The organism is Streptomyces sp. NPDC006372, from assembly GCF_040612515.1.
Taxonomy (GTDB): domain Bacteria; phylum Actinomycetota; class Actinomycetes; order Streptomycetales; family Streptomycetaceae; genus Streptomyces.
In genome coordinates this window covers 13,484-26,306 of record NZ_JBEXQJ010000001.1, presented here as the reverse complement: position 1 = coordinate 26,306, position 12,823 = coordinate 13,484, and the positions used below count along the sequence as shown (strand labels likewise).

General features: G+C 72.4%; 14 protein-coding genes. 6 read left to right on the top strand and 8 right to left on the bottom strand.

Going from position 1 to position 12,823, the window contains the following annotated elements; translation table 11 throughout:
- Position 1 precedes the first annotated feature (1 nt).
- The gene (locus ABZ016_RS00125; protein WP_356914239.1) at positions 2 to 1,528 is read right to left on the bottom strand and encodes a leucyl aminopeptidase; all 1,527 of its coding nucleotides are present in this window, start codon (positions 1,526 to 1,528) and stop codon (positions 2 to 4) included.
- 376 nt (positions 1,529 to 1,904) lie between these two features.
- Between ABZ016_RS00125 and ABZ016_RS00120 the strand changes: the two genes are divergently transcribed.
- A complete protein-coding gene (locus tag ABZ016_RS00120) occupies positions 1,905 to 2,684 on the top strand; it encodes an endo alpha-1,4 polygalactosaminidase (protein WP_356914238.1) in 780 nt (259 codons plus the stop codon).
- Here the strand turns inward: ABZ016_RS00120 and ABZ016_RS00115 are convergent.
- Both ABZ016_RS00115 and ABZ016_RS00110 read right to left on the bottom strand, forming a co-directional pair.
- Positions 2,644 to 2,892 carry a hypothetical protein gene (locus tag ABZ016_RS00115; RefSeq protein WP_356914237.1) on the bottom strand — a complete coding sequence of 83 codons (249 nt, stop codon included), beginning with the start codon at positions 2,890 to 2,892 and terminating at the stop codon, positions 2,644 to 2,646. The genes ABZ016_RS00120 and ABZ016_RS00115 overlap by 41 nt on opposite strands.
- 441 nt (positions 2,893 to 3,333) lie before the next feature.
- Positions 3,334 to 4,116, bottom strand: a complete 783-nt coding sequence (locus ABZ016_RS00110; RefSeq protein ID WP_356914236.1) for an adenosylcobinamide-GDP ribazoletransferase — start codon at positions 4,114 to 4,116, stop codon at positions 3,334 to 3,336.
- Between the two features lie 60 nt (positions 4,117 to 4,176).
- On the opposite strand from ABZ016_RS00110, the gene ABZ016_RS00105 reads away from it, so the two are divergent.
- Positions 4,177 to 4,938 carry a hypothetical protein gene (locus tag ABZ016_RS00105; protein ID WP_356914235.1) on the top strand — a complete coding sequence of 254 codons (762 nt, stop codon included), beginning with the start codon at positions 4,177 to 4,179 and terminating at the stop codon, positions 4,936 to 4,938.
- Here ABZ016_RS00105 and ABZ016_RS00100 read toward each other — a convergent pair.
- Together ABZ016_RS00100 and cobT are read right to left on the bottom strand one after the other, a co-directional pair.
- The gene (locus tag ABZ016_RS00100) at positions 4,839 to 5,576 is read right to left on the bottom strand and encodes a hypothetical protein (protein WP_356914234.1); all 738 of its coding nucleotides are present in this window, start codon (positions 5,574 to 5,576) and stop codon (positions 4,839 to 4,841) included. The two genes, ABZ016_RS00105 and ABZ016_RS00100, sit on opposite strands and share 100 nt — an antisense overlap.
- A gap of 136 nt (positions 5,577 to 5,712) precedes the next feature.
- Complete coding sequence (gene cobT / locus ABZ016_RS00095) at positions 5,713 to 6,831, bottom strand: nicotinate-nucleotide--dimethylbenzimidazole phosphoribosyltransferase (protein WP_356914233.1); 1,119 nt, start codon at positions 6,829 to 6,831, stop codon at positions 5,713 to 5,715.
- A gap of 156 nt (positions 6,832 to 6,987) precedes the next feature.
- Between cobT and ABZ016_RS00090 the strand changes: the two genes are divergently transcribed.
- Entirely contained in the window at positions 6,988 to 8,034 is a 1,047-nt protein-coding gene (locus ABZ016_RS00090) for a class I SAM-dependent methyltransferase (protein ID WP_356914232.1), read from the top strand.
- Between the two features lie 168 nt (positions 8,035 to 8,202).
- On the opposite strand, the gene ABZ016_RS00085 is transcribed toward ABZ016_RS00090, so the two are convergent.
- Positions 8,203 to 9,402: a bifunctional adenosylcobinamide kinase/adenosylcobinamide-phosphate guanylyltransferase gene (locus tag ABZ016_RS00085; protein ID WP_356914231.1), complete on the bottom strand. Its 1,200-nt coding sequence runs from the start codon at positions 9,400 to 9,402 to the stop codon at positions 8,203 to 8,205.
- A 174-nt stretch (positions 9,403 to 9,576) separates the two neighbouring features.
- Between ABZ016_RS00085 and ABZ016_RS00080 the strand changes: the two genes are divergently transcribed.
- Positions 9,577 to 9,789: a hypothetical protein gene (locus ABZ016_RS00080; protein ID WP_356914230.1), complete on the top strand. Its 213-nt coding sequence runs from the start codon at positions 9,577 to 9,579 to the stop codon at positions 9,787 to 9,789.
- 54 nt (positions 9,790 to 9,843) lie between these two features.
- On the opposite strand, the gene ABZ016_RS00075 is transcribed toward ABZ016_RS00080, so the two are convergent.
- Complete coding sequence (locus ABZ016_RS00075) at positions 9,844 to 10,545, bottom strand: methyltransferase domain-containing protein (protein ID WP_356914229.1); 702 nt, start codon at positions 10,543 to 10,545, stop codon at positions 9,844 to 9,846.
- 83 nt (positions 10,546 to 10,628) lie between these two features.
- Complete coding sequence (locus ABZ016_RS00070; RefSeq protein WP_356914228.1) at positions 10,629 to 11,228, bottom strand: DUF3043 domain-containing protein; 600 nt, start codon at positions 11,226 to 11,228, stop codon at positions 10,629 to 10,631.
- Positions 11,229 to 11,561: 333 nt separating this feature from the next.
- Between ABZ016_RS00070 and ABZ016_RS00065 the strand changes: the two genes are divergently transcribed.
- Both ABZ016_RS00065 and ABZ016_RS00060 read left to right on the top strand, forming a co-directional pair.
- Positions 11,562 to 12,329, top strand: coding sequence for a PspA/IM30 family protein (locus tag ABZ016_RS00065; RefSeq protein ID WP_356915022.1), 768 nt, complete (start codon positions 11,562 to 11,564; stop codon positions 12,327 to 12,329).
- A gap of 23 nt (positions 12,330 to 12,352) precedes the next feature.
- Entirely contained in the window at positions 12,353 to 12,631 is a 279-nt protein-coding gene (locus ABZ016_RS00060) for a hypothetical protein (protein WP_356914227.1), read from the top strand.
- The last annotated feature ends 192 nt before the right edge of the window (positions 12,632 to 12,823 follow it).

The following is a 12,823-nucleotide window of genomic DNA, read 5'->3' as shown; positions in this document are numbered from 1 at the left end:
ATCAGCCCAGGTCACCCGCAGCGGTCAGCTCGGCCAGCCGTACCAGCGTCCGCACACCACTGCCGGTCCCACCCTTCGGCGTGTACCCGAAGGGCCCGCCCTCATTGAAGGCCGGCCCGGCGATGTCGAGGTGCGCCCACGTGATCCCCTCGCCCACGAACTCCCGCAGGAACAGCCCGGCGACCAGCCCGCCGCCCATCCGCTCACCCATGTTCGCGATGTCGGCCGTGGCCGAGTCCATTCCCTTGCGCAGGTGCTCCGGCAGCGGCATCGGCCACGCCGGCTCCCCGACCTCCTCCGCGGCCTCGTGCAGCGCCGAACGGAAGGCGTCGTCGTTGCCCATGATCCCGAACGTCCGGTTGCCCAGCGCCAGCATCATCGCCCCGGTCAGCGTCGCCACGTCCACGATCGCGTCCGGCTTCTCCTGCGACGCCGCCCACAGCGCGTCGGCCAGCACCAGCCGGCCCTCCGCGTCGGTGTTGAGCACCTCCACCGTCTTGCCGCTGTACATCCGCAGCACGTCACCCGGACGAGTCGCGGAACCGGAGGGCATGTTCTCGGCCAGGGCCAGCCAGCCCGTGACGTTGACCTCCAGCCCCAGCCGGGCGGCGGCGACGACCGCGGCGAAGACCGACGCCGCGCCGCTCATGTCGCACTTCATCGTCTCGTTGTGACCGGCCGGCTTCAGCGAGATACCGCCCGAGTCGTACGTGATGCCCTTGCCGACGAAGGCGAGGTGCTTCTTCGCCTTCGAGGAGGTGTACGACAGCTTCACCAGGCGCGGCCCCGACGCCGAGCCGGCGCCGACGCCGAGGATGCCGCCGTAGCCGCCCTTGGTCAGGGCCTTCTCGTCGAGCACCTGCACCTTGATGCCGTGCTCCTTGGCCGCAGCCTGCGCGATCGCGGCGAACGCCTCCGGGTTCAGGTCGTTCGGCGGGGTGTTGACCAGGTCGCGGGCGCGGTTGAGCTCCTCGGCGACGGCGACCGCACGCTCGACGGCGGCCTTGTAGGCCTTGTCGCGGGGCTTGCCGCCGAGCAGGGCGACCTCGGCGAGAGGGGCCTTGCCGTTCTTCGCCTTGGGGTCCTTGCCGTTGTCCTTGTAGGTGTCGAAGGAGTACGCGCCGAGCAGCGCGCCCTCACCGATCGCGCCGGCGTCGGCGGCGTCGGTCAGCGGCAGGGCGAAGGCGGCCTTCTTGGAGCCGGTCAGGGTGCGGGCGGCGATGCCGGCGGCCTTGCGCAGGACCTCGGTGTCGTAGTCGGCGTCCTTCTCGGGCACCGCGCCCAGGCCCACCGCCAGCACGAGCGGTGCCTTGAAGCCGGACGGCGCCGGCAGCTTCGTCACCTCACCCTCGGCGCCCGAGGCACCGAGAGTCTCCAGAACGCCGGCCAGCCTGCCGTCGTACGCCTTGTCCACGGCCTCGGCGCCCGGTGCGACGACCGGCCCCTTGGCACCCTTGGCGACACCGATCACGATGGCGTCGGCCCGCAGACCGGGCGCCGCGGCGGTGCTGAGAGTGAGAGCAGTCACGGTGGTGAAATCTCGCTTCCGATGTGAAGTTGCGATGGTCGAACGGTGTGGGTCGACCGGGCCCGACAGCCGACCCTATTCCGACCTCAGGGTTCGGGTACTTACGGGGCCTTCCCCGGTGCGGCGAACACTCGACGTCGAGACTACGCGCGTGGCCCGGTTCGCTCATTCCTTCGGGTGTTCACCTCTGGGGGGCATGGTGGCCATTTCTTGATCCCTCACACCGGTGACCTGAGTCACACTCGTCGCGATCCGGAGTTCCCGGCGAGTGCAACCGCGTGTGACCTCGCGGCGTCGGTGGTGTGCGGCCCCGAGATCATCTTTGGGGCACACTGCCGTACATCCCGCACCGCACGAAAAGCACGGAGAACGCCCCGTGAAACGCCCGTCTTTGCTCGTCGCCCTGCTGCTCCTGCTGCTCGCGGGCTGTACCCAGGACCCCGACGACAAGCCCGGCCCCCGCTGGCAGCCCCGCCCCGGCACCGCCTGGCAGTGGCAGCTCAGCGGGCGCCTCGACACCTCGGTCGACGTGCCGGTCTACGACATCGACGGCTTCGACCACTCCGAGGACACGGTCGCCCGGCTGCACGACGACGGGCGCAAGGTCATCTGCTACCTCTCCACGGGCGCCTGGGAGGAGTTCCGCCCGGACGCGGGGAGGTTCCCGAAGAAGGTGCTCGGCCGGGGCAACGGCTGGAAGGGCGAGCGCTGGCTCGACATCCGCCGCACCGACGTCCTGGAGCCGCTCATGGCGGCGCGCATCGACATGTGCCGCGACAAGGGCTTCGACGCCGTGGAGCCCGACAACATGGACGGCTACCGCAACGACACCGGTTTCCCGCTCACGGCAGCCGACCAGCTCCGCTACAACCGCCTCGTCGCCCGCCTGGCCCACGACCGGGGCATGGCCGTCGGCCTGAAGAACGACCTGGACCAGATCCCGGAACTGGTAGGGGACTTCGACTTCGCGGTCAACGAACAGTGCGCCCAGTACGGCGAGTGCGCGGCCCTGAAGCCGTTCGTCGAGGCGGACAAGGCCGTCTTCCACGTCGAGTACGAGGTGCCGACCGCCCGCTTCTGTGCCGAGTCCCGTCGGCTGCGCCTGAGTTCGCTGCTCAAGAAGTACGAACTAGGGGTGTGGCGGCAGGCGTGCTGAGCCCGATCCCGGTGACCGACGTGCCCGCCACCCGGTCGGCGAGGGACCGGCGGCCGGGGGAGAGCACCGGCAGCGCGTTCAGCAGGAACAGCAGCACCGCCACCGCCCACACCAGCACCGACAACACGACCTGCCCCTCGACCAGCAGCACACAGGCCACCGCGTACACGGCGACGTCCGCGGCGGTGGTGACGGCGGCCCGCAGCACGGCCCGGCGCGGGGGGGCTCGGGGTGACCTTCAGCCCCGTGAGGGCCTTGCCGACCGTGCGCCCGGCCAGGGCCAGGCACGCCCACTGGTAGAGGAACACCGTCACGACCAGCAGCCCGAAGGCCTGCTCGACGTACAGCACCGACTTGTCCCACAGCCTGAGCCCCAGGCCCTGAGACGCGTCGAGCACGTCGCCGCGCGAGGTCAGCAGGTCGAGACCGCCGCGGGCGGCGAGCTCGGGCACGTCGGTGACGAGCGCGGAGACCCGGTGGAAGGTGAGCACGGCGAGCGCCGAGGCCAGCGCCACCACCAGCGCGAAGTCGACGGACCAGGCCACGACGCGGCGCAGCTTCGGCATGAACATCCCCCGATCACTTGTGTGTTCGGGGCAGGAAACTAGCGGCTGGGCGGCCGGGGCGGGTGGCGGAGCGGGAGATCGTTTCAGCCCAGTGACAGAACGACCAGGGCCGTGGTCGCCGCCGTCTCCGCGAGGCCGCCGAACACATCACCGGTGACCCCGCCGAAGCGGCGCGTGCAGTGGCGCAGGAGCGCTTCGGCGGCGGCCAGGGCCAGCACGACCGCGAGCACGGTCCGGGCCACGTCGTACGGTCCGCAGGAGGCGCTCGCCGCGGCCGCGGCCCCCGCGACCACGACGGCGGCGACCAGTGCCGCCCGCACCGGCACCACACCCGCGACCGCCGCCCCCAGCCCCTCCGGCCGGGCCGCCGGCACCCCGGCCCGGGCCGCCAGGGTCAGGGCCAGCCGGGCCACGGCCGCGGAGACGACGGCGGCCAGCGCGCCCCGGGTCCAGGAGGCGTCGTAGATCTGGGCGAGCGCGGCGGCCTGGGCGAACAGGGTGAGGACGAGGGTGATGACCCCGAACGGTCCGATGTCCGACTGCTTCATGATCCGCAGCGCGTCCTCGGCGGGCTTCCCGCTGCCCAGCCCGTCGGCCGTGTCCGCCAGCCCGTCCAGGTGCAGCCCCCGGGTGAGGACGGCCGGCACGGCGACGGTGGCCACGGCCGCGAGCAGACCTCCCGCACCGAGGAACAGCAGCACCAGCCCGGCGGCGGCAGCAGCGGCACCGACCGCCAGCCCGGCCGCCGGAGCCCACAGCATTCCGCCGCGCGCCGCCTCCCGGTCCCAGCGGGTCACCCGGACCGGGAACACCGTGAGGGTGCCGAAGGCGAAGCGGAGGCCGTCGAGGGGCGAGGTTCTGGACATCGGCGCAGGCTACCGGCCGGTCAGGAGAGCGGGCACGGCGGCCGAGGATAAAGTTCGCATATGGGATGGTTCGAGCGGAACATCACGGAACCCGGCAAGCTGCCGCTGCTCCTCGCTCTCATCTCCTTCGTGCTGACCTTCCTGATCACCCGGAGCATCACCCGCCTCATCCGGGCGGGCAAAGGCCCCTTCGGCAACGTCAGCAGTGGCGGCGTCCATGTCCACCACGTGGTCCCCGGCGTCATCCTGACGATCGTCGGCGGCTTCGGCGCCGTCGCCGGCGGTCAGTACGGTTTCGGCTCGTGCCTGGCCGCGGTGTTCTTCGGCATCGGCGCGGGCCTCGTGCTCGACGAGTTCGCCCTGGTCCTGCACCTCGCCGACGTCTACTGGACCCCGGACGGCCGCAAGAGCGTCGAGATGGTCGTCCTCACCGCCTCCCTCGTCGGACTGCTCCTGATCGGCTTCTCGCCGCTGGGCGTCAACGACCTCTCCGAGGGCCAGCAGGAGAACCGCGCCGTCGTCCTCGTCAACATCCTGGTGAACTTCCTGTTCGCCCTCGTCGCGCTGTTCAAGGGCAAGGTCCGTCTCGCGGTCCTGGGGGTGATCGTCCCGGTCGTGGCTCTGATCGCCGCCGTACGGCTGGCCCGTCCCGCCTCCGCCTGGGCCAAGCGGTTCTACCGGAACCGCCCCCGCGCCCGCGCGAAATCCGTCCTGCGGGCCTATCACCACGACCGCCGCTGGGTGGGCCCGCGGCGCGCATTCCAGGACTGGATCGGCGGCGCGCCCGACCCCGAGCCGGCCCGGTCCCTCGAACGCCGCTGACGCAGCTCGCCGGCCGCGCACAGCACCAGTACGGCCGCGATCGCCGCCAGGTGCTCCTTGCCCGCGAGGTTCTCCTTCACGGCGACCTCGACCGCCATCGCCCCGATCACCGCCCCGGCCGTGACGTACGCGCGGTAGCGCAGGCCCAGGTACACGGCCAGCCCCACCACCGCCGCCGACGGCCCGGTGTCCACCACGCGTGCGTCCGAGATGGGCAGCCCCAGCGGGAAGTCCGGGCCCAGCCAGATGCCGAGGCGCGCGTACAGGGTGCCGGCGAGCGTCGCGACGTAGGCGATGAGCAGCGTCCGCCACCGGCCCAGGCAGATCTCCGCGACACCGAACACCACCAGGATCTGCGCCAGCGCACCCCACACCGGCAGATCGAGCGCGGGCACGAACAGCGACAGCGGCGTCCGCAGCAGCGCGAGCCACAGCGGGTCCTCGGCGCGCACGGCACCGATGTCCTGCACGAACCGGTAGCCCCACGACTGGTTGTGCACGCAGTGCAGCACCGCCGTGAGGCACACGGCCGTGACCGCCGTCGGCACGGCCCGCCACCGGCGCTCCCGCAGCCGCCCGCGCACGGCCGTGAACAGCGGCTCCCATTCGGCGCGGGCCCAGCGGGCGAGCGTGGTCATCGAGCGGTCGTCCTCGTCCGTGCGGCGGTACGTCTGAGGGAGTCCGCGACTCAGTCGAACCGACCCCACGTTCCAAGACCGACCGGAACGGGACGAAGTTGAGCCAGGCGTGCGTGACCTGGCTCTCTCGCGGGCGCTACTGCTCGGCGGGCGCCTCGGAGACCCCGGGCTCCACCGGCTCCTCGGGTCCGTTCGGCGCCTCGGACTCCTTCGGCTTCTCGGGCAGCTCCGCCGCCAGCGCGGCCGCTGCCTGCACCAGGGGGAGCGCCAGCAGGCCGCCCGCGCCCTCGCCGACGGTCACGCCCTGGGTCAGCAGCGGCTCCATGGCCATCCGGTCCAGGGCCTTGGCCTGCCCGGGCTCTCCGCTGTCGTGCGCGGCCAGCCACCAGTCCGGTGCCCGGAACGCGACCCGCTGCGCGACCAGCGCGCACGCGGCCGTCACGACCCCGTCCAGCACCACCGGCAGCTTCCGCACGGCGCTCTGCAGCAGGAAGCCCGTCATCGCCGTGAGATCGGCGCCGCCCACCGTCGCCAGCAGCCGCAACTGGTCCCCGAGCACCGGCCGGGCCCGGCGCAGCGCGTCACGGATCGCCGCGCACTTGCGCATCCACGCCAGGTCGTCGATCGCCAGCCCACCCCGCCCGGTGACGACCGACGCGTCGACCCCGCACAGCGCCGCGACCAGCACGCCCGCCGCAGTGGTGCCGCCGACGCTCACATCGCCGAGCACCACCAGATCCGTACCGGAGTCGGCCTCCTCGTCGGCGACCGCGATCCCGGCCCGGAACGCGGCCTCGGCCTCCTCGAGCGTCAGCGCGTCCTCGACGTCGATCCGCCCGCTGCCGCGCCGCACCCGGTGCCGTACGACGTCCTCGGGCAGCGCCTCCGGGTCGCAGTCCAGGGCCATGTCGACGATCCGCACGGACACGCCCAGCCGCCGCGCCAGCACCGACACGGGCCGGCCGCCCTCCAGCACCTCGCGCACCAACTCCCCGGCACCGCCCGCCGGACGAGCCGAGACGCCCAGCTCGGCCACGCCGTGGTCACCGGCGAAGAGCACCACCCGCGGCCGCTCGACCGGCCGCACCGGCACGGCGGACTGCGCCGCCGCCAGCCACTCACCCAGGTCGTCGAGGCGGCCCAGGGCTCCGGGCGGCACGATCTGTCGCTCCCGGCGCGCCTCGGCGTCACGGCGGATCCCGCCGTCCGGACGCTCGATCAGATCGGTGAAGTCGTCGAGATTAAGCGAGCTCATTCGCCGAACAGTACCGGCACGGGTCGAACAGCACGGCGCCACATCGCGACTCCGTCACCGCGACGTCGTTGCACCCAAGATCGGCATCCCATACGTTCCGGTTTGCAGCGGATTGTCGTACGTCCCTGCCGTACGCCTCGCGCCCGGGAGCCGCCCATGCCCGAACCCTCCACCCCCACCGTTCCGTCCGCCGCCCAGGCGACCACCCGCGTCCACGAACCACACCGGGACGACTGCCCCTGGTGCGGCTCCACCCGTCTGCGGAACCGGGTGCGCAGCGGTGACCTGCGGCAGTACAAGCCGGGCAGCTTCACCGTCGACCAGTGCCGCGACTGCGGCCACACCTTCCAGAACCCCCGCCTCACCTTCGAAGGCCTCGCGCTCTACCACCGCACCGCGCGCGGAACACCCATGGACCCCGCGTCCGACGCGCTCCTCGCCCTGCGCGCGAGCCGGCACCGCCACCGCTCGGCCGCCCGCGCGATGCTGTGCGCCGGGGAGCCGGAGAGCTGGCTGGACGTGGGCACGGGCCACGCCCGCTTCCCGGCGACGGCACAGGAGTTCTTCCCCTACACGTCCTTCGACGGCCTCGACCCCACCCCACGCGTGGTCCGGGCCCGGACGGCCGAGCGCGTCGAGGAGGCCCACGTGGGCCGCCTGACGGACCCTCGGATCGCGGGCCCGCTGCGCGCCCGCTACGACGTGGTCAGCATGCTCCACCACCTGGAGGGCACCACCGACCCCCGGGCGGAACTCCACGCGGCCCTCGGCGTGCTGCGCCCCGGCGGTCATCTGCTCGTCGAGACCGTGAACCCCCGCAGCGTGTACGCCACGCTCCTCGGCCGCTGGTGGCTCGCCTACGACCAGCCCCGCCATCTGCACCTGCTCCCCCCGCAGAACCTCAGGGCCGAACTGGAGGCCACCGGCTGCACGATCGTCGTCCTGGACCACCGCCCCACCCACGTCCCCCACGACCTCGCGGGCGCCACCGCCCTCGCCCTCTCCCACGCCCTGCCGGCCCCCGACGCCCCCTGGCGCTCGGTCCCCCCACCCCACGCCCACCAACACCTGCGCCGGGCACTGCTACGCGCCGGCCTCCCCCTGATCACCCTGGCCTCAACAGCAGACCACCTCCTGACCCCCTTGTCCCACCACCCCCGCTTCACGAACACCTACCGCCTGATCGCCCGTAAAGCCACTTAGCTGCGGGGCTCCGGTACCGCCCTAGCTGCGGGCAGTCGTGCCGCTGGGGCGATGGGGGTCCCCCCTGCTCGAGCGAAGCCGAGAGCTTGGGGGAGGGTGGGCGCAGGCGGCACCCCGCTACGCCGGGCTGCGCAACGCCCCACCCCCAACCCCCACGCCGAGCACCCGTCACCCCCGCAAAACCACCGCCTGCCCCGCCACCACCAACAACACCTGCTCACACTCACCGGCGAACCCCGCATTGAGCCGCCCGAGCTCATCCCGATACCGCCGCCCCGACGCGGTCGACGGCACGATCCCCGACCCCACCTCGTTCGACACGGCCACCACCGTCCGCCGCGTCGCCCGCACCGCCTCCGTCAGCTCCCGCACCCGCTCCCGCAACACCTTCTCCCCCCGCTCCGCCCACACCGCGTCGTCCCACGCCCCGGCGGAATCCATCGCGTCCGTCAGCCACAACGACAGACAGTCGATGAGCAGCGGCGGCCCCTCGGCCTTCAGCAACGGCACCAGATCGCACGTCTCCACCGTCCGCCACGACCCCGGCCGCCGCTCCCGATGCGCGGCCACCCGCGCCGACCACTCGGTGTCCCCGTTCCGCGACCCACCCGTCGCCACGTACAGCACGCCCGGAAAGGCCTCCAGCCTCCGCTCGGCCTCCACCGACTTCCCCGACCGCGCCCCGCCCAGCACCAGCGTCCGCCGCGGCACGTCCGGCACGTCCTCGTACGCCCCCACCGCCAGCGTCGCCCCGTCCGGCACGGCCCGCGCCCCGGCCGCCGCGAGCCGCCGCGCGAGCTCGGGCCCCGGAGGCACGTCGTGGTCCAGATGGACGGCGACCACATCCGTCGTCGGCCCCACCGCTCCCACCGCCCGCAGCTTCGCCAGCGCGTCCGGCCGCCCCACCACGTCCAGGCAGACCATGTCGTAGGGCTCGGCCGGCTCCTCGAGCCCCGCGGGCGCCCCGCCCGGCGGCAGATACAGCAGCCGCTGCCCCTCCGGCCCGGTCACCGCGTATCCCGTGCCCGGCGCGTCCATCGCCACCGCCCGCACCCGATGCCCCGTCAGCAACGTCAACTCCCGACCGTCCGGCACCCGACCGGGTTGCGGCAGTCCGGCCGGCACCTCGACGGCGGGCCCGTCGTGCGGATGCGACAGCAGCACCTGCCGTACACCGGTCAGGGAACGGCCCGCCCGCGCCGCCGCGAACGCCGCCCCGGGCGTCAGGTCGAGCAGCAGCGCCCCGTCCAGGAGCAGCGCGGTGGCCGCCCGCGCGTCGGGGCCGAGGGCGGCCGCACAGGCCGCGCAGGGACAGTCGGGGCGGGGGAGTCCCGCGGGGGCGCCGGTGCCGAGGAGAGTGAGTTCCACGCCCCGATTCTCACCCGTCCGCACTGGTCCTGCGTGGCGGAAGCGCCCCGCGGGGCACTCGCAGTCCGGTAACGGTGACGACCCACACGGGACGGAGCGCATAGGCTCGGACGGGAGCCGGACCAAGATCCGGCTTTTCGCTGTGCAGTGTGCTCATACACATGGGAGGCGTACATGGCGGCATGGACGTGGCGGTTCGAGAAGGCCGACGGGGCGGAGGTCCAGCCCGCGGTGCCGCCGGAGGAGTTCCCCACGCAGGGGGACGCCGAGTCCTGGATCGGAGAGCACTGGAAGGCCCTGCAGGAGGGCGGTGCCGATCAGGTGCGGCTGTTCGAGGACACCACGGAGATCTACGGGCCGATGAGCCTGCACGCGGCCGAGGCGTGAGCCCGGGGCGGGGGCCGGCGGACGGTCCTCGCCCCCTCCGGAAGCCCTGCGGCCTCAGCCCCGTACGCCGCACAGGTGCAGCAGCGCGGCCACCCCGCGGTACGGATCCGTCCGCCCGGCCCTCTCCTCCACCGCGAGCAGCGTCTCCGCGTCGGCCGGGACCTCCGCGCCGTCCGCCGCCGTGTCGGTGAACACGCGCACCCCGTACCAGGCGTGCAGCGGAGCCCCGATCCCGGCGAGCGTCGCCGTCAGGTCCTTCAGCCGGTCGGCCCGGACGTCGAGCCCGAGACGATTGCGGTAGGAGACCGTGTCGAAGGCGCTCAGCGCGCCCGCCCAGTCACCGGAGAGCCCCGGCCGTATCGCGAGCGCGTCCCCGTTGCGCACCAGCAGGGACAGCAGCCCACCGGGCGCGAGCATCCGGGCCAGCCCCGCCAGCAGCGGATCGGGCTCCTCCACGTACATGAGGACGCCGTGGCACAGCACCACGTCGAAACTGCCGGGCAGGAAGTGCACCCCGGTGTCCCGGCCGTCGCCCTCGACGATCCGCATCCGCTCCCGGATGCCCTCGGGTTCTCCCGCGAGGGCATCCCGGACCACGGCGACCATCTTCGGGTCCTGCTCGACACCGGTCACCTGGTGCCCGGCCCGGACCAGCCGCAGCGCCTGCGTGCCCTGGCCCATGCCCACGTCGAGCACCCGCAGCCGCTGACCGACCGGGAAACGCCCGACTATCTGCTCGTCCAGCTGGCGGGCCACCAGCTCCTGCCGGACGACATCGCGCAGCCCGCCCGGCTCGTCCAGCCGGGCATCCGCCGCACCCCCGGAGAACGGCGTCGTGGTCAGGGCCGCTCTCCGCGCTTGACCTGCGGCTTCGGCAGCCGGAGCCGGCGCATCTGGAGGGAGCGCATCAGGGCGTAGGCGACGGCGCCACGCTTGTTCTCACCCGCGAAGCGCTCGTTCAGCTGCTTCTTCAGCCGGAAGGCCGAGACGAACGAGTCGAGCACGATCAGCACGATCACCACGAGCCACAGCAGCAGCGCGATGTTCTGCAGCGAGGCCACCCGCACCATGCTCAGCACGAGGATGACCACGGCCATCGGCAGGAAGAACTCCGCGATGTTGAACCGCGAGTCGACGAAGTCGCGGGCGAACCGGCGGACCGGTCCCTTGTCACGCGCGGGCAGGTACCGCTCGTCGCCGCTGGCCAGCGCCTGGCGCTGGCGCTCCAGCGCGGCACGGCGCTCCTCGCGCTGACGCTTGGACGCCTCCTTGCGCGTCGTCGACGTGTTGGCCACGCTGCGGCGCTGCGACTGGGCCGCACTGCGCTTGGGCGTGGGGCGGCCCTTGGGGGCCTCGGGGTGACGGGGCTGACTGGAGTCGGTCACCGGCGCCTTGTCGGCTGCCTGGGCCTTCTCATCCTTCGCACGGCTACGGAACACAAAACCCAAGGGTAAGGGCTTCCCGGGCATGGACCCCAGCCCCGTGGGGAACGATCCGGCAACACCAGTCGTCAGTAAGGGGACAGAGGGGACGTTGCGTACGGCTTCGGCCGTTCCCCGGGATGTACGCCTCCGGTAACCCCGGGGACCACCTACTCCCTACGCCGGAGCAGGGGCCGGTGCAGTCGTCCTTGGGGATGAGCGCATCCGTCCCCGAACAGTGCGGTAATGGATGCAGGGCCCGTACTGTGGGTTCTGTCGCAGGAGCAGCTGCCGGAGTCGGTCAGAAGGGGGCGCGCGAAGCCCATGAGCGGTGTCATGAAGCGTATGGGGATGATCTTCCGCGCGAAGGCGAACAAGGCCCTTGACCGGGCCGAGGACCCGCGCGAGACCCTCGATTACTCGTATCAGAAGCAGCTGGAGCTGCTCCAGAAGGTCCGCCGTGGCGTCGCCGACGTGGCGACCTCCCGCAAGCGCCTGGAGCTCCAGCTGAACCAGCTGCAGTCGCAGTCCACCAAGCTGGAGGACCAGGGCCGCAAGGCGCTCGCGCTGGGCCGTGAGGACCTGGCCCGCGAAGCGCTGTCCCGCCGCGCCGCCCTCCAGCAGCAGGTGACCGACCTGGAGACCCAGCACGCGACGCTCCAGGGCGAGGAGGAGAAACTCACTCTCGCGGCCCAGCGGCTCCAGGCCAAGGTCGACGCCTTCCGTACGAAGAAGGAGACGATCAAGGCGACGTACACGGCCGCGCAGGCGCAGACCCGGATCGGTGAGGCCTTCTCCGGCATCTCCGAGGAGATGGGCGACGTCGGCCTGGCCATCCAGCGCGCCGAGGACAAGACCGCACAGCTCCAGGCCCGCGCCGGCGCCATCGACGAACTCCTCGCCTCCGGCGCCCTCGACGACCAGTCCGGCATGCACAAGGACGACATCCAGGCCGAGCTGGACCGGCTCTCCGGTGGTACGGATGTAGAGCTGGAACTGCAGCGCATGAAGGCCGAGCTGGCCGGGGGTTCCGGTGACGCTCAGCAGGCCATCGAAGGTGGCACGAGCAAGCAGCAGTCGCAGCAGCCGCAGGACACCCCGCGCTTCGACAAGCAGTAGGGGCCCACGCCTAGGAGGGCGACATGATCGTACGGATCATGGGGGAGGGCCAGGTGAGGCTGGCCGACGGCCACCTCACCGAGCTGAACAGGCTGGACGACGAACTCCTCGCGGAAATGGAGAACGGCGACGGCCCCGGCTTCCGCCGCACCCTCCAGGCCCTGCTGACCCGAGTCCGCGACCTGGGCGACCCCCTCCCCGACGACTCCCTGGAACCCTCAGAACTGATCCTCCCGTCCCCGGACGCGACCCTGGAGGAAGTCAGAGAACTGCTCAGCGACGACGGGCTGATCCCAGGCTGACCAGCATGCTGAGCTGCGGGCAATCGTGCCGCCAAGGGCGATGGGGGTCCCCCCTGCTCGAGCGAAGCCGAGAGCTTGGGGGAGGGTGGGCGCAGCGGCACCCCGCAGCGCCGGGTTGCACGAACGCCCCGCCCCCAGCCCCCACCCCGAGCACCTCACACCCGACCCCTGCCCCCACCCCCATACCCCCGC